The sequence below is a fragment of the Catalinimonas locisalis genome (genome assembly GCF_038039535.1).
Lineage (GTDB): Bacteria > Bacteroidota > Bacteroidia > Cytophagales > Cyclobacteriaceae > Catalinimonas.
Window position 1 is genome coordinate 43,482 of sequence record NZ_JBBPHP010000015.1, and the last position, 16,527, is coordinate 60,008.

Annotated in this window: 10 protein-coding genes; 6 read left to right on the top strand and 4 right to left on the bottom strand. The window is 41.8% G+C overall.

Annotated features, from left to right (window positions below; all coding sequences use genetic code 11):
- Nucleotides 1-118 precede the first annotated feature (118 nt).
- The 5 genes from WJR50_RS18130 (at nt 119) to ggt (ending at nt 10,213) form a co-directional block, all read left to right on the top strand.
- Nucleotides 119-3,154, top strand: coding sequence for a SusC/RagA family TonB-linked outer membrane protein (locus WJR50_RS18130; protein WP_341294723.1), 3,036 nt, complete (start codon nt 119-121; stop codon nt 3,152-3,154).
- An 18-nt stretch (nt 3,155-3,172) separates the two neighbouring features.
- Nucleotides 3,173-4,666 carry a RagB/SusD family nutrient uptake outer membrane protein gene (locus WJR50_RS18135; protein WP_341294724.1) on the top strand — a complete coding sequence of 498 codons (1,494 nt, stop codon included), beginning with the start codon at nt 3,173-3,175 and terminating at the stop codon, nt 4,664-4,666.
- Nucleotides 4,667-4,697: 31 nt separating this feature from the next.
- Nucleotides 4,698-6,056, top strand: a complete 1,359-nt coding sequence (locus WJR50_RS18140) for a glucoamylase family protein (RefSeq protein WP_341294725.1) — start codon at nt 4,698-4,700, stop codon at nt 6,054-6,056.
- A 92-nt stretch (nt 6,057-6,148) separates the two neighbouring features.
- Nucleotides 6,149-8,386, top strand: a complete 2,238-nt coding sequence (gene bglX, locus WJR50_RS18145) for a beta-glucosidase BglX (RefSeq protein WP_341294726.1) — start codon at nt 6,149-6,151, stop codon at nt 8,384-8,386.
- 117 nt (nt 8,387-8,503) lie between these two features.
- Nucleotides 8,504-10,213, top strand: coding sequence for a gamma-glutamyltransferase (ggt, locus tag WJR50_RS18150; RefSeq protein ID WP_341294727.1), 1,710 nt, complete (start codon nt 8,504-8,506; stop codon nt 10,211-10,213).
- A gap of 117 nt (nt 10,214-10,330) precedes the next feature.
- On the opposite strand, the gene WJR50_RS18155 is transcribed toward ggt, so the two are convergent.
- The gene (locus WJR50_RS18155; protein ID WP_341294728.1) at nt 10,331-10,732 is read right to left on the bottom strand and encodes a response regulator; all 402 of its coding nucleotides are present in this window, start codon (nt 10,730-10,732) and stop codon (nt 10,331-10,333) included.
- Between the two features lie 17 nt (nt 10,733-10,749).
- The gene (locus tag WJR50_RS18160; RefSeq protein WP_341294729.1) at nt 10,750-13,167 is read right to left on the bottom strand and encodes a PAS domain-containing sensor histidine kinase; all 2,418 of its coding nucleotides are present in this window, start codon (nt 13,165-13,167) and stop codon (nt 10,750-10,752) included.
- Nucleotides 13,168-13,407: 240 nt separating this feature from the next.
- Here WJR50_RS18160 and bshB1 point away from each other — a divergent pair, with 240 nt between their 5' ends.
- Nucleotides 13,408-14,130: a bacillithiol biosynthesis deacetylase BshB1 gene (gene bshB1, locus WJR50_RS18165; protein ID WP_341294730.1), complete on the top strand. Its 723-nt coding sequence runs from the start codon at nt 13,408-13,410 to the stop codon at nt 14,128-14,130.
- Nucleotides 14,131-14,220: 90 nt separating this feature from the next.
- Here the strand turns inward: bshB1 and WJR50_RS18170 are convergent, their stop codons facing one another.
- Together WJR50_RS18170 and WJR50_RS18175 are read right to left on the bottom strand one after the other, a co-directional pair.
- Complete coding sequence (locus WJR50_RS18170; protein ID WP_341294731.1) at nt 14,221-14,982, bottom strand: pentapeptide repeat-containing protein; 762 nt, start codon at nt 14,980-14,982, stop codon at nt 14,221-14,223.
- A 192-nt stretch (nt 14,983-15,174) separates the two neighbouring features.
- A complete protein-coding gene (locus WJR50_RS18175) occupies nt 15,175-16,506 on the bottom strand; it encodes a Gfo/Idh/MocA family protein (protein WP_341294732.1) in 1,332 nt (443 codons plus the stop codon).
- Nucleotides 16,507-16,527 lie beyond the last annotated feature (21 nt).

Consider the following 16,527-nt stretch of genomic DNA (forward strand, 5'->3'; position numbering starts at 1 on the left):
TTTTAATAATTAATAAAAAAATAGCATCCTTTTTTAAACTTATTCTCTTTTGATTTTTTCTTAGGTAAGCATCACTATGCTTTTTTTTACTATTATGTGATTTTTTAAATATTTTTTTATGAACATTTCTATTGTGTTTTCTCAGTTTTTTCGGCTTGTCGCTTCTGGGATGATGTGCTTAGTAATTTCTATAATTCCGGCAGTATCCCAAGATCTTAGCATAAGCGGTCAGGTTTTAGCGCCCGACGAGACCCCTATTCCAGGGGTAAACGTGGTCGTTAAAGGCTCTAATCAAGGAACAGTCACTGATATTGATGGTAATTATAATATTGGCGTCCCCAGTGAAAATGACACCTTGATTTTTTCTTTTGTAGGGTATGCCAATCAGGAAATACCTATTAGCGGACGTTCTACAATTGATGTAACCCTTCAGGAAGATGTGGAAGAACTTTCCGAAGTTGTTGTAGTGGGTTATGGTACCCAGCGGAAAAGCGATCTGACAGGTTCTGTTGCCCAATTAGATGGTGAAGAAATTAATTCTGTTCCTTCTCAGTCTCCTTTACAGGGGCTTCAGGGTAAAGTAGCAGGAGTACAGGTCACCAGCAGTTCCGGTGCACCTGGTGCTGCACCTTCCATCCGTATTCGCGGTACGGGTACGCTGAACGATGCATCTCCACTGTTTGTAGTAGATGGTGTGCTTTTAAGAGAAGCAGAAGATATTAATTACCTGAATTCTGATGACATCGCTTCTATGGAAATCCTGAAGGATGCATCGGCCACTGCCATTTATGGTGCCAGAGGAGCCAATGGAGTGGTAATTATTACGACCAAGCAGGGGGAAGAAGGTGAGGCCAGAATCAATGCTGATGTATCCTATGGTTTTCAGACAATCCCTGATAAAATTGACATGCTCAATGGCCCGCAATGGAGAGCATTAGCCAATGATATTGATCCCTCAGCATATCCGATAGAAGATGTGCCCAATACAGATTGGCAGGATTTGATTTTTGATGAACCGGCAGGTCTGTTGGATGCCAACCTATCCATATCGGGGGGAAGTGAAAAAGTACAATATTATGTAGCTGGAGGGTATTTTAATCAGGAAGGTGTAGTACCTTCATCTGACTTTGAACGTATTTCTCTGCGCTTAAATAATACGTATGTACTTTCGGATTTTTTCAAGGTAGGTCATAATATTTCTATAGCACGTACCAGGCGTAACAATGAGCCGGGAGGAATCATAGCAGCAGCTTATCGCGCTCGCCCTGATATTGCACCCTATACTTCTGAAGGAGATTTTGCTGAAGTACCTTCTCTCTCCAATCCCCTGGCGGCTATTGAGTACAACAACAGCAACTCAACCGGGCTTAGCGCTGTAGGTAATATATTTGCTGAAGTCACTTTTCTGGAAAATTTCAGATTACGCAGTAGCTTCGGGATAAGCGCTGATTTCAACAAATCAACCAATTTTACCCCTGAATATTTCGTATCATCCGTCCAGCAAAATCAGCTTAGTGACTTAAGCGTAAGACGTGAGGAAGATACACGTTGGTTTTGGGAAAGTACCCTTAATTATGAAAAGGAATTTGGGCTGAACCGTTTTGATGGTCTGGTAGGCTTTACCCTTCAGGAAGAGAGATTTGAATTCCTGGAAAGTCGTACCGAAGGGCTGCTAAGACCCGATGAATCGCTTCGTTTTATTGATGCAGGCCAGATTGATGAAGAGCAAACCGATGGAAACGGTAATCAGCAGGCGATTCAGTCTTTCTTATTTCGTGCAAACTATGCCTACGACAGCCGTTATCTTTTAACGGTTACCGGTCGTTTGGATGCGTCATCTGTTTTTGGTGCAAATTACCAATATGGCTTTTTCCCTTCAGTAGGTGTGGGTTGGAATATTGCGCAGGAAGCTTTTCTGGAAAACAGTAATTTCTTCACTACCTTAAAACTACGGGGTAGCTGGGGGATAACTGGTAATGACAGGATAGGAGCAGAGGCACGCTTCCCCTTAATCAATACCGGGCTGGATGCGGTATTTGGACCTGGAGAAAACCTCTCACCTGGTGCTACAGTGGGTGTAGCTGCCAATGAAGATCTTCGCTGGGAAGAAACCACCCAATATGATGTGGGACTGGAAATCGGTGTTTTGGATGGAAGACTTAATATTGAAGCTGACTACTATGACCGGATTACCAATGATATATTGATTCCCATCTTTGTTCCCGGTTATTATGGAAACGGGCCATTTGTCAGTGTGGTATTCAACACTGCTGAAGTGCAGAATCGCGGCTTTGAGTTTAATGTAAACTGGAGAGAACAAATCGGTGACTTCAGCTATAGCATTGGAGCAAACGGAACCACTGTGAATAATGAATTATTGGAAATAGGTTCTGAATCCGGTGTCAACTCATTCATCACAGGAGGTAGCTTGAATAATGGTCAATTGGTAACCAGAACTGAAGTAGGGCAACCAGTAGGATCATTTTATGGATACCAGATTGCAGGAGTATTTCAAGACCAGGACGAAGTGGATTCTTATCCTACTATTGGCGGTCAGAGTGTTGGTGACTTCCGGTATGTAGATAACAATGGCCTAAATGAAGAAGGTGAACTGATAGGAGAGGCTGATGGAAATCTAACTGAAGCTGATCGTAATTATATAGGTTCACCCATACCCGATTTTATCTATGGATTTAATTTTAACCTGGGTTATAAAGGCTTTGATCTGGCTATGGATTTTCAGGGTCAGGTAGGTAATGAAATCTATAATGGTAAACGTGCACAGCGTTTTGCATTGGCTAACTATCAGTCTTTATGGCTTGACCGCTGGACAGGACCAGGTACAAGCAACAGCGTACCACGAGCCAGTGCAGGGGGAGTTAACTTTTTACCCTCTGAGTTCTTTGTAGAAGACGGAAGCTATCTCAGACTGCGTACTATCACTTTAGGTTACGAGCTTCCGGCAGCAATGTCTGAAAATCTAAACCTTACCCAGGCAAGAGTTTATTTGAGAGGGACTAACGTATTTACCCTTACTGACTATTCAGGATACACGCCTGAAATCGGGGTAGGAAATCCTACTGCTGCGGGAATTGATCTGGGCGAATATCCTGTCACATCTATTTATTCTGTAGGAATCAACATCACATTGTAATTTAGAAATTAAGGTATTATGCATACTATAAAATCATATATCATACTATTTATCGTAGGAGGCTTGTTGCTTTTGAGCAGTTGCGAAGATTTTCTTGAGAAAGAACCTCTGGGAGATTTAACTACTGAAGCTTTTTATGAGAGTCAGGACGATGCGGTATTGGCTACCAACGCCATCTATAATGCTTACCGTGCCTGGTTTGTTACCGGTGGTTTCCCTATTGCAGATATCATGTCGGATGATATGGTGAAAGGGAGTAGCCCGGCAGATGCTGCCTTTTTATCAGATATCAACAACTTCAATTTTACCCCTGGTGAAGGTACGTTTTCCAACATATGGTCGGCACTTTTTGTAGGTGTTCGCCGTGCTAATATTGTACTGGAAGAAGTACCTGATATTGAAATGGATGAAAATTTGAAAAGCCGTTTATTAGCGGAAGCCCGTTTTCTTAGGGCAGCATTCTACTTTGAACTGGCTCGCTCTTTCGGTGATTTACCCAAGGTAACCACTTCTAATCCTGAGAGAAATTTGTCTCGGGTGCCGAGAGAAGAGATTTATAATGATATCATCATTCCAGATTTACAGTTTGCCATAGGAAATTTACCTAACAAATCTGAGTATGATGACGCGGACCTCGGCCGGGCAACCCAGGGTGCTGCGCAGGGCTTACTTGCCAAAGTATATCTGTATCGCGAAAATTTCACCGAAGCACTGACACAGGCACAGGCGGTAATCAACTCCGGTGAATATACTTTAAATTCATCTTTCGCTGATGTATTTGCACCAGAAGTCATTCATGGTCCCGGCTCTGTATTTGAGATAGGTGCTATCAGAGATAATTTTGAGAATGGAGGTAATCAGTATGGACAAACACAAGGGGTTAGAGGTTCAGTGATTGTTGACGGCGAACCTGTTGGAAAAGGCTGGGGATTTGGTCGTCCTACGGTTGACCTTATTAACTTTTATGATGAAAATGATCCTCGCATGGACGCCTCAGTCATATTTTTAGGCGATACGATCTATGGTGAAATTATAGTAGGGGATGGTGGTACTCCAGATACAACTTATACTGAAGGTGGAGAAATTGAACAGCTGGAAACTTATAACCAGAAAGTTTTTATGCCTGGAATTCAGTTCGCGCAGTGGGGGTATAACAGAAAAATCATTCGTTATGCTGAAGTACTGTTAATAGCTGCTGAGGCTGCCAATGAGGTTGGAAATAATGCTTTGGCTTTGGAGTACCTTAATCAGGTCCGTACCCGGGCTTTCGGAGATGCATCCGCTGCAATTACTGAAACAGAGCAGGCGGCATTGCGTCAGCTTATCTATGACGAACGTCGTGCAGAACTGGCCCTGGAAGGAGAGCGTTTTTACGATCTGGTACGTACCGGCCTGGCTGCGGAAGTATTAGGTCCGCTGGGCTTTGATGCGGGAAGAAATGAGCTGTTTCCTGTTCCACAAAGTGAAATAGATATTACCGAAGGGGCCATGAGTCAGAATCCTGGATACTAACCGAATAGATATAACTTAAAATCATTTTTTCATGAAAAAACCAACATTAGCCCTTTTAATAGGGCTTTTTTTGCTCTTCTTTTCCTGCACCAGCAGTGAGCAGTTTGGTAACAGTGTAGATATCCCCGTGGATGTAAATGACCTTAGAACACTCACTGATTCCTCCTTATTAAATCAGGTGCAGTACCAGACCTTTAACTACTTTTGGGAAGGGGCAGAACCCACTTCCGGTATGGCGAGAGAGCGCTTTCATACCGATGATGTATATCCGCAAAACGATAAGCACATTGTAACCCTAGGGGGCACCGGCTTCGGAGTTATGGCTATACTTGTGGGAATAGAAAGAGGATTCATCAGTAGGGAAGAGGGCTTTGAAAGATTGGATAAGATTGTCAATTTTCTGGATACTGCCGATCGTTTTCATGGTGCCTGGCCCCACTGGCTTAATGGAGAGACCGCTAAAACAAAACCGTTCAGTCAAAAAGATGATGGAGGAGATCTGGTTGAAACTGCCTTTATGGTTCAAGGACTTATTACCGTAAGGCAGTACTTCAGAGATGGAAATGAAGAGGAAAGGGCGCTGGCTGCTAAAATTGATGAACTCTGGAAATCTGTAGAATGGGACTGGTATACCCAGGGCAAAGATGTATTGTATTGGCATTGGTCGCCCAATTACGCCTGGGACATGAACTTTCCAGTAGGGGGATATAATGAATGTCTGATCATGTACATATTGGCAGCTGCATCTCCCACGCATGGAATAGAAGCGGAGGTGTATCATCAAGGATGGGCCAGGTCAGGAAATATAGAAACTGACAGAGAATATTATGACTATGACTTAGTACTAGATCATTTTGAACATGATGATGCTCCGGTAGGTCCATTGTTTTGGGCTCATTATTCGTATCTGGGCCTGGATCCCAGAAATCTGGAAGACCGCTATGGTAATTATTGGGAACTTAACCAGCATCACGCACTTAGCAATTATGCTTATGCTTTGGAAAATCCCGAAAACTACGAAGGCTATGGAGAAAAATGCTGGGGCTTAACTTCCAGCTATTCTATCAATGGCTATGCCGGACACCGGCCCGGGCATGATCTGGGTGTAATTTCTCCAACAGCAGCTTTATCTTCTTTTCCCTACACTCCGGAAAAAAGCATGCAGATGCTTAAATTCATCTATCATGAAGCTGATTCTTTGGTGGGGCAGTATGGTCCTTTTGACGCATTCAGCTTTGAATTTGACTGGTATACGCCTCGCTATCTGGCGATTGACCAGGGCCCAATTCCTGTCATGATAGAAAACCATCGGACGGGTTTACTTTGGGACTTATTCATGTCAGCTCCTGAAATCCAGGAGGGCTTAGACAAACTGGGCTTTCAATATTAAGACTTTATAGAATACTCTAAACGTATTAATACTGTTAGTCGCTTGTTTGAGTGAATTGAATGAATGATTGAGTATCTTTAAATTTTTTCAGCATGTCCACACTACGTAATACTACTTTGATCAGTATTTTTTTGATGTTTCTTTTCTTACAGAAAACCGAAGGACAAGGACTTGAGTCAATTCCTGATGAAGCAGCACAAATGATTGATTCAATAATCAATGAAATGACGCTGCAAGAAAAAGTAGGGCAGCTAACTCTTTTCACCAGTGATATAGATGTGACCGGTCCGACCATGCGGGAAGGGTATAAGGAAGATATACAGGCAGGAAGGGTAGGGGCAATTTTCAACGCCTATGGAGCTGCATTTACCCGGCAATTACAAGAATTAGCCGTGGAAGAAACCCGCTTAGGAATTCCTCTCCTTTTAGGTTACGACGTAATTCACGGCTTCAAAACAATTTTTCCTATTCCACTTGCAGAAGCTGCTAGCTGGGATCTTGAAGCAATGGAAAAGTCGGCTAGAATTGCTGCGGTTGAAGCTTCTGCCGAAGGTTTGCACTGGACTTATGCGCCCATGGTTGACGTAGCAAGAGACCCCCGATGGGGAAGAATCGCTGAAGGTGCCGGTGAGGATACTTATCTGAATACTCAGGCTGCTTTGGCGCGCATCAAGGGTTTTCAGGGAGATGATCTTTCAGCGGTAAATACCATACTCGCATGTGCTAAACATTATGCAGCTTATGGTGCAGCCCAGGCAGGTAGAGATTATAATACGGTGGATATTTCTGAATTGGAACTACGTGATACTTACCTGCCTCCTTTCAAAGCAGCAGTAGATGCCGGAGTAGCTACTTTTATGACTTCCTTTAACGAAATATTTGGCGTACCCGCCAGTGGTAGTGAGTTTCTACTTTCTGATATTTTACGAGAAGAATGGGGGTTTCAGGGATTTGTCGTATCAGATTATACTTCTATCAATGAAATGGTTGCGCATGGTGTAGTGGCTGATCTCAAAGAAGCAGGTGAAATGGCCATTAGTGCGGGACTGGACATGGATATGCAGGGAGCAGTTTATTATGAATATTTGCCAGATTTGGTGAAAGAAGGTAAAGTTGATATAACGATTGTAAATCAGTCAGTAAGGAGAATTCTGGAGGCAAAATACAGACTTGGCCTGTTTGAAAATCCTTACCGTTATGTTGATGAAGAGCGAGAGCAGGAAGAAGTAATGACCGAGGAACATATGCAGGCAGCCAGGGATGTGGCACGAAAGTCCATTGTATTGCTCAAAAATGAGGATGATGTTTTACCGCTGAATAAAGAGGGGCAAAGCATAGCGGTAATTGGCCCTCTTGCTGATAACAAAAGAGAGCTTATCGGATCATGGTCGGCAGCAGGTGACTGGCAGCAGGCAATTTCCCTTCTTGAAGGAATGCAACAGGCAGAGGGTAATCAGAATGAAATCATTTATGCCAAAGGCGCTAACATCAATGATGACTCTACCCAATCCTTTCAAGAAGCCATAGAGACAGCGAAAAAGGCAGATGTGGTAATTCTAGCCTTGGGTGAAGCAGCTTTGATGAGTGGTGAGGCAGCCAGCCGTTCTATGATTGACTTTCCCGGAGTTCAACTGGATTTGGCTAAAGAAATCCATGAGCTGGGAAAACCTATTATTGTGGTGTTAATGAATGGCAGACCTTTGGCCATTCCCTGGCTGGAAGAAAATGTTAATGGTATATTAGAAACATGGTTTCTCGGTCATCAGGCCGGGCCTGCGATTGCAGATGTTATTTTCGGTAATTACAATCCCTCCGGTAAGCTGCCCGTAACTTTTCCCCGCAATGTAGGACAGATACCTTTGTACTATGATCAGAAAATGACCGGACGTCCCATAAGCGAGAATAAGTATACCAGCAAATATTTGGATGTGCCTAATACTCCTCTGTATCCTTTTGGCTACGGACTCAGTTATACTGACTTCACTTACAGTGACTTAAGCCTGAGCAGTGAAGTATTGCATGAGGAGGATTCTCTTACTATTACTGTGCAGTTAGAAAATAGTGGAACTGTCTCCGGACATGAAGTGGTTCAGCTCTATGTCAGAGATTTGGTAGGTAATGTGACTCGTCCGGTGAAAGAACTGAAAGCTTTTAAAAAGGTCCATTTAGAAGCAGGTGAATCGCAAGAAATTACATTTTCTTTAAATCCGGAAGATCTGGCTTTTTATCAACGTGATTTGAGCTACGGAGCTGAAGCTGGTCAGTTTAAAGTTTTTGTTGGTGGAAATTCAGTAGATGTACTTGAAGAAAATTTTGAATATCAGCCTTGATTCAAAATAAATAACTGATTTATAAGTGTTAATCAGGGTAAAACTAGGATGACTACTTTCAAATCATTTGAATTTAAAGTTTTTACTGTCATATTTACCAGCTAAAATTAATTAGATATGATTGGTAAATACCTACTTCTCTTTTACACTAGTCTGACATTTGTCTTTTTTGCCTGTTCCCCGGAAATTCCTACTGAAGAACCTGCACCACTGGGCTTAATCGCTGATAGTGCGATGGTGGTAAGTGCACACCCTCTGGCATCAAAAGTAGGCGCAGATATCATGAAAAAAGGAGGAAACGCTGTGGATGCCGCCATTGCCACTCAGTTTGCCCTGGCGGTGGTTTATCCTGCCGCTGGAAATATCGGAGGCGGGGGCTTTATGGTCATCCGCAATGCTGATGGCTCTACGGACGCACTGGATTTTAGAGAAAAAGCTCCCCTTAACGGAGGGCGTGATATGTATCTGGATGAAGATAAAAATGTAATAGAAGGCTTGAGCACCAAAGGACATCTGGCAGCAGGAGTTCCTGGTTCGGTGGATGGTATGGTAAAAGCCCATGAAAAGTATGGTTCTTTGCCCTGGAATGAATTGCTACAACCCGCTATTGATCTGGCAGCTGACGGTTTTGAACTGACAGAAAAAGAAGCGAGTGGCCTCAATCGTTATCAGGAAACTCATATGGATGCTAATACGGTTACGCCAGAATTCCTGGTAAAAGAAGGAGGTTGGAAAGCAGGAGATATCATTTATATGAAAGATCTGGCCCACACGCTTGAATTAGTAAGAGATCAGGGAAGAGAAGGCTTCTACGCTGGTGAGACTGCTGAAGAGATAGTGGCTGAAATGGAAAGAGGTGGAGGCATCATCAATTTAGAAGATCTGGCCAAATATAAAGCTAAATTCCGTACACCTGTAGAGTCTATGTACGATAACTACAGAGTAATTTCCATGCCACCGCCGTCCAGCGGGGGCATTGCCCTGGTACAGCTCTTGCAGAGTGTGGAAGATTTTGCTATTGATGGCATGGGCCATAATACAGCGCCTACCGTCCATCTGATGGTGGAAGCAGAAAGAAGAGTCTATGCTGATCGTGCAGCCCATCTGGGTGATATGGATTTTTATCCGGTACCCCTGAATGAACTGCTAACTAAATCTTACAATGTTGGCAGGATGAGCAATTTCAATCCTGATCAGGCTACTCCTACTGCTGAAATCTCTGAAGGTCAGCCTGCAGTGGCAGAATCTATGGAGACCACTCACTTTTCTGTAGTAGATCCGGAAGGTAATGCAGTATCCGTCACCACCACGCTTAACGGAGGCTATGGTAACAAAGTAGTGGTTGCCGGTGCCGGCTTCTTTCTAAATAATGAAATGGATGATTTTAGCATTAAGCCAGGTTATCCCAACATGTTTGGTTTGGTAGGGGGCGAAGCCAATGCCATCCAACCTGAAAAAAGGATGTTGAGTTCAATGACACCAACGATCGTTGAGAAAGACGGAAAACTATTTATGGTAGTAGGTACTCCTGGTGGATCTACCATCATTACTTCTGTCTACCAGACTATTTTGAATGTAGTTGAACATGGTTTTGGCATGCAGGCAGCCGTAGATGCTAAGCGTTTTCATCACCAGTGGAAACCTGATACTGTATTTCATGAAAGCAATGCGTTTGACAGCCTCACCATTCAATCATTGGTAGAGATGGGCCATACGCTTGTTGACAGAGGAGATATTGGTAGAGTAGATGCTATTCTGGTTTTACCCGATGGCAGACTGGAAGGAGGTGCTGACCCTCGGGGAGACGATATGGCTGTAGGTTTTTAAGATCGGCATTAGGATTTCAAAATGAGTGAAGCCGTCATTAGACGGCTTTTTTTATTGGAATTTTAATTCAAAGCCTGCCAGATTATTCATTATTGAATTTGCCTAGACGCTGAATGATCAGGAAAGGTGTTTTTCCAGAATCTGCTTGATACTATTTTCTTTCAGAGGCTTATTGATATAGTCGGTAATCCCTGCATTTTTGGTACGTTCCATATCAGTGGGATGAAGAGATGTGGTAAGCATTACGATAACCACTGATGATTTACCTGGTATATCTAACTTCTGGTATTCTTCAAGAAATTCAAAGCCATCCATCACTGGCATATTGATATCAAGTAGAATGATTTCCGGCAGGCACTGTTTATTTTCTACCTGTGAGAGAAGCAAATCAATCCCTTCTTTGCCATTCTGAGCCTGAAGGATCTGATCTGTAATATCCATCTCACTGATCATAAGTTCATTGATAAAGTTTGTGGTTTCATCATCATCAATGAGCAATATACATTTTACTTTCTTCATACGATTGCTTTGAAATTTTACTGAATCTGTGGATTCTGCCTGAAATATACCCTGAAAATAGAACCCTGATGCAATGTGCTCTGCACTTCTATTTTTCCACCGGCATTCTCAATAATTTTTTTGACGATATAAAGGCCTACTCCCGTGCCCTCTACATGATCATGTAAGCGCTTGAACATTGCAAATATTTTATTTTCTTCACTGGGACCCATGCCCAATCCATTATCCTCTATTGTCAGGATTAGGTGTTCTTCCTGCTGAAAACTACTGATTTTAATGAGCGGTTTTCTATGTTCTGAGCGGTATTTTATAGCATTTGACACTAAGTTATATACTATACTGCGCGCATTTTTAGCTGAAAAATGAAGTAGTGTATCTTCTTTGATGTTAATGTCAAACACTGCACCAGCTTCTTCTATTTTTGAAGACAAATCAAGCATCACCTCATGAATTAACCTTGAAATACTAACTTCACTGATGTCAGTATGTTCTTCTCTTTGTATTCGTGAGATTTGGGTAAGGTCGTCCAGCGTATTTTTGAAACGGTTTATAGAGTCAGTGATCATGCCCAGGAGCTTATTGATCAGCGGGGCTTGCCTGCTTTCAGAAGAAAGATTTTTTTCCATTGCATCCATTAGTCCTTCAATGTTGGATATTGGTGCCCTAAGGTCATGAGAGGCGGTGTAGATAAAATTATCCATGTCAGCATTGATATAACTAAGTTGCTGATTGCTTAATGCCAATTCTTCGTTGCTTGCCAAAATTTGCTCATTAGCAAAGCTCAGATCGTCATTAGTTTTAGCCAGTTTGAGAGACAATTTTTGCATAGCTTCCTCCGAAAGCTGGCGTTCGTGTATATCAATCACACAACCCACAAAGCCTTCAAACTTTCCTTCTTCGTTAAATTTAGGAAGCCCGGAATCAATCGCCCAACGATATTCACCGTTTTTACTTTTAAGCCGGTAGATAAACTCAAAGGATTTTTGTTCCTCGTTGGCTTGTAGAAAAAGCCTCTCAGACCTGGCTACATCATCAGGATGAACAGTACTTAACCAACCATATCCCAGACTAGATTCCTTGGATTGACCGGTAAAATCATACCATCTTTTGTTAAGGTATGTACAACTACCATCAGGTTGAGTTACCCAGATCATTACCGGTACATTATCGGCCATCATCCTAAAATAATTTTCCCGTAATTCCAACTGATGTCTGGCCTCAACATGATCTGTGATATCAGTGACTAAAGTGAAAAAACCAAGCACTTTAGCGTCTTGAATATCTGGTATATAACTGGTTTTGATGTGCTTCACAAAGTCATCTCTGTAGGGCATTTTAGCTTCAAAATCTACTTTTTCACCCTTCTTTGCCCTGTCAATATATTTTTTGACCCTCTCATAAGCTTTATTACCTATCACATCACGTACAGGGAGTCCAATAAGGTCTTCTGGATTTTGATTGAACCAACTTTTGTAGGTCTGGTTGGCAAAACGATATTTTTCTTCCTGATCAAGATATCCAATGAGCACAGGCATAGCATTAGTAATTAGCCGAAGTTGCCTCTCGCTGTCTTCTATTTTCTTTCTCGCCTCAACTTGCTTGGTTACATTGGTGACGATATTTATAATTCCGATCACATTACCCCTAGTGTTTTTTACGGGTTGATATACAGTGTGATAAAATCCCTGGATTAGCTTATGATCTAGCATTAGAGTTGCCGGAGATTCTTTGAACTCAATAGCTTCTCCGGTTTTATAGACTTCGGCTAGTACATTCTCATAGCCTTGCCCGACCAGTTCAGGGAGTGCATCAAACAAAGGCTTTTCAACGATATCATCAGCTTCTCGCCCCATTATATTACACATTAAAGGGTTCACCAGTTTTATGATGTGATCTTTGCCCATGAAAAAAGATATGGCAATCGGGGCCTGCATAATAAAATCAGTATACCTTTTATGATGCCATTTTGCTTCATCCAGAGCCTCTTTTTCCCTTTCAGAAAGCTCCTGAATGTATTCCTGATCATTCACCTGTTTGGTAATATCTACAGTTTTGTGAATGATATACATGATTTCATTATCATCATTCAGCACTGGAAAGTTAAAAGGCTGCCAGTATTTTCTTTCCAACTTTCCTGAAGGTGAGCTTATATCGTAACGTTGCACATCCATATGATGAGGTTTCCGTGTAGCCAAAACATTTTCCAAAGATTTTAATAGATTGTCTATAGTCCTGGCTTGAGGAGCATCCGGATGATTGGGAAAAATTTCTAACAAATGTTTATGCACAATCTCATCCCTTTCAACATTAAAAACAGAAAGATAGGCGTTACTGGCAGTTAAGATCTGCAAATCAGGTGAAAGAACAATATAGAGGTCGGGAATATTTTCAAAAGCTTTAAGTGTATTTGAGTCTGTATTAATTTGCCTTTTCATGAGTATGCTAACAAAAAAGAAATAGTTTAGCTTTAAATTATGCCGAAGTTATGATTAAAAAAGTGGATACGATGTATCCGTAAAATTATCCATAACATCTGGATCAGGTGTACGTAAGAAAATGGATAGTACAAAAATGTCACTTTCTCATAAAATATAATATTCTTAATTATTTTTCACGGTTCATAATGATGTTTAATATTATCATCGTTAAGAACGATTCATCACAATAGAATTTGAATGAAACTAGATATTTTAGTTATCACCGTTCATCCGGATGATGCAGAGTTGGGGTGTGGTGGTACCATAGCTTCTCATGTGGCAATGGGCAAAAAAGTAGGTATCGTAGACATGACAGCTGGAGAATTGGGTACCCGAGGAACAGTTGAAATCAGAGCAAAAGAATCGGCTGCTTCCAGTAAAGTGTTAGGAGTTTCTGTCAGAATGAATCTTGGGTTTGCAGATGGCTTTTTTGCGAATGATCGTAAGCATCAATTAGAGTTGATAAGAATGATTCGGAGATATCAGCCTGAATTAGTAATTGCCAATGCCATCAAAGACCGTCATCCTGATCACGGCAGGGCTGCTCAGCTTACGTGTGATGCCTGCTTTCTATCGGGACTTAGAATGATAGAAACTTTTGACAATGATCAAGCACAGCAGAGCTGGAGACCTGCTCAAGTCTGGCATATGGTGCAGAGTGTATATATTGCTCCCGATATTGTTGTTGATGTGAGCAAACATTGGGAGACAAAAATGGAGGCCATCAGGTGTTTTAAATCACAGTTTGATGCCACCGAAGGTGATGAGCCGGGTACTTTTCTTACTACTCCTTTATTTATGAAGTTTGTTGAAGCCAGAGGCCAGGAATATGGTCATGCGATAGGAGCAGCTTATGGAGAAGGTTTTACCAATGACAAACAGATGGGAGTTGACTCTCTTTTTGATTTAAAGCTTTCTTAGCCATGCACCAAAAAAAAATCCTGCTAAAGAGTAATCAGCAGGATTAATTAGGATTATGTTGTGGGTTGTTACTTGATTAGGAATATATTTTTAACGGGTTTTGATCAAATAGCTGGTGAAGTCTTTCCCATCTATCTCGGTATATTTAAAATCTTCATCTCCATTGAAAGAGACATTGTCCAGATTTAATGGAGAGGAGAATTTTGTGTATTTGAAGTTAGCCAGGTCATTAAAAACTGCGCTTTGGAAAGAAACCCCATCGGGAAATTTAGCATATTTGAAATTAGCTTCTTCTTCAAACAACACGTTGGTATACCGTGGCTGGTCTGAAAAGTCAGCGTATTTAAAATTAGCGTCATCATCAAAAACACAGGCGCTGAAGTCTGGTCCATCAGAGAATTTTGCATATTTAAAGTTGGCTTCTTCTTCAAAAACTGTATGGGCAAAACTGGCCTTTTCCTCAAATTCTGAATATTTAAACTCACTGGCCCTTTCAAAAACACATTTTTCAAAGATCACATCTTCTTCAAAATGGGCGATATAGGTGTCATCATCTTCATTGTAATAAGCTATCACATCATCCAAAAAAGCACAATTGGTAAAGCTGATGCTGCCTTCTACAGTGCTTTCGTATTGTCTGTTATTACCAAACCAGCTATCCCCTTTCTTTTTTGAAGTGCGATTATCCAGGTTAGTTAGGTCCAGTACGCCGCTGATTTTTACATTATTGTAGTTCACATCCTCACCGCGATTGATTTGTGAGAGAATCTCTTCTGCCGGTATCGTACGCTGAGCAAAAGTATTGGCTGCAAAAAATAAGCAGAAGCTAAGTGTAAGTAATGTAGTTCTCATGGTTAGTCGGTTTAGGTAAGAGAATTACTTTATTTTTTTCAATACACATGCCAGAATGAAAATATCCCTTCAATGCTCTCAATGGACATTTTATAAGATTGATGATGTTCATTATCGTCCGCTTTTGTTCGTTTTCGCACAAAAAAAAGCCTTATCTATACGATAAGGCCTTTTGATAAATTTCATGATAACTTATATGACTTTGGTTTTTCCTGGTACAGGTACAGGGTATTTACCATCGGCTCCGGGTACTACTGGAGGAGTAGCATCAAAGCTATAAGTTTGTGGCATCAGGCTGATATTAGAGTTAAGTGCCTCTTCCCAGGTAACCACTTTGCCAGAGTAGGTAGCCATTCTACCGAGCAATGCTGTCATGGTACTTTTAGCACCATTCTCTGCATCAGCAAGGAGTTCTCCACCATTTACGATAGTTGAGAATAGTCTGTCATGTTCAACCTGATACGGATTAGGATCATTTTTACCTCTGTGTTCCCAAAGCTTTTTCCCCTTAACGTCAGTAATCATAGTTGTACCATCGGTAGTAGCTCTACCTTTAGTACCCACAAAACTTTCGGATACTTTGTTCATACAACCTTCAATATGACGGCACTGGCTGTTGATCATGGTGCCATCATCGTAATGAAATTCTACAAAGTGGTGGTCAAAAATTTCTCCATGATCAGGGCCGGTACGCACTTCGCGACCACCCATACCTTGCGCCATCACAGGATAAGATTGTTTTGCCCAGTTGGCTACGTCAATATTGTGGATATGCTGCTCCATGATATGGTCACCACATAACCAAGTGAAGTAGTACCAGTTGCGCATCTGATATTCCATTTCAGTCTGTTGCGGCTGGCGCTCACGTACCCAAACCCCGCTACTGTTCCAGTATACCTGACCGCCTACAATATCTCCGATTTCTCCATTGTGCAGGCGTTTCATCAACTCCAGGTAGCTATCCTGATAGTGACGCTGTAAACCTACCACAACATTAAGCTTGTTTTGCTTGGCTTTTTGCGCTACCTCCAACACTTTACGTACTCCGGGAGCATCGGTGGCTACCGGCTTCTCCATAAATACATGCTTACCCTGATTAACCGCTTCTTCAAAATGCATAGGACGGAAGCCAGGAGGTGTAGCTAAAAGTACCACATCAGCCAATGCAATAGCATTTTTGTAAGCATCAAAACCGACGAATTTATGCTCATCAGGAACATCAACTCTACCTGATTGGCCATGCTTTTTCATGATGTTGTCATAACTTTCATCTAAGCGGTCTTTGAAGGCATCAGCCATTGCGACAAGCTTTACATCTTCTTTGACGCTGAGTGCTTGTACTGCTGCACCGGTTCCTCTACCACCACAGCCAATCACTGCTACGCGTAGGGTTTCATTTCCACCAACATAAGCGCTGGCAGCAACTGGGAGCTGACTTAAAAAGACACTACCAGCAGCGGCGGCAGCTGAGCTTTTTACGAACTTACGGCGATTGATACCTTTATTAAATTCAAAGTTTTTCATGAGATTATAGGTTTGTTGTAA

Bases quoted from the DNA above. Each gene is read 5' to 3' on its own strand.
- WJR50_RS18170 (WP_341294731.1), bottom strand. From the start codon at position 14,982: ATGAGAACTACATTACTTACACTTAGCTTCTGCTTATTTTTTGCAGCC.
- WJR50_RS18135 (WP_341294724.1), top strand. From the start codon at position 3,173: ATGCATACTATAAAATCATATATCATACTATTTATCGTAGGAGGCTTG.
- WJR50_RS18140 (WP_341294725.1), top strand. From the start codon at position 4,698: ATGAAAAAACCAACATTAGCCCTTTTAATAGGGCTTTTTTTGCTCTTC.
- WJR50_RS18130 (WP_341294723.1), top strand. From the start codon at position 119: ATGAACATTTCTATTGTGTTTTCTCAGTTTTTTCGGCTTGTCGCTTCT.
- WJR50_RS18155 (WP_341294728.1), bottom strand. From the start codon at position 10,732: ATGAAGAAAGTAAAATGTATATTGCTCATTGATGATGATGAAACCACA.
- ggt (WP_341294727.1), top strand. From the start codon at position 8,504: ATGATTGGTAAATACCTACTTCTCTTTTACACTAGTCTGACATTTGTC.
- WJR50_RS18160 (WP_341294729.1), bottom strand. From the start codon at position 13,167: ATGAAAAGGCAAATTAATACAGACTCAAATACACTTAAAGCTTTTGAA.
- bglX (WP_341294726.1), top strand. From the start codon at position 6,149: ATGTCCACACTACGTAATACTACTTTGATCAGTATTTTTTTGATGTTT.
- bshB1 (WP_341294730.1), top strand. From the start codon at position 13,408: ATGAAACTAGATATTTTAGTTATCACCGTTCATCCGGATGATGCAGAG.
- WJR50_RS18175 (WP_341294732.1), bottom strand. From the start codon at position 16,506: ATGAAAAACTTTGAATTTAATAAAGGTATCAATCGCCGTAAGTTCGTA.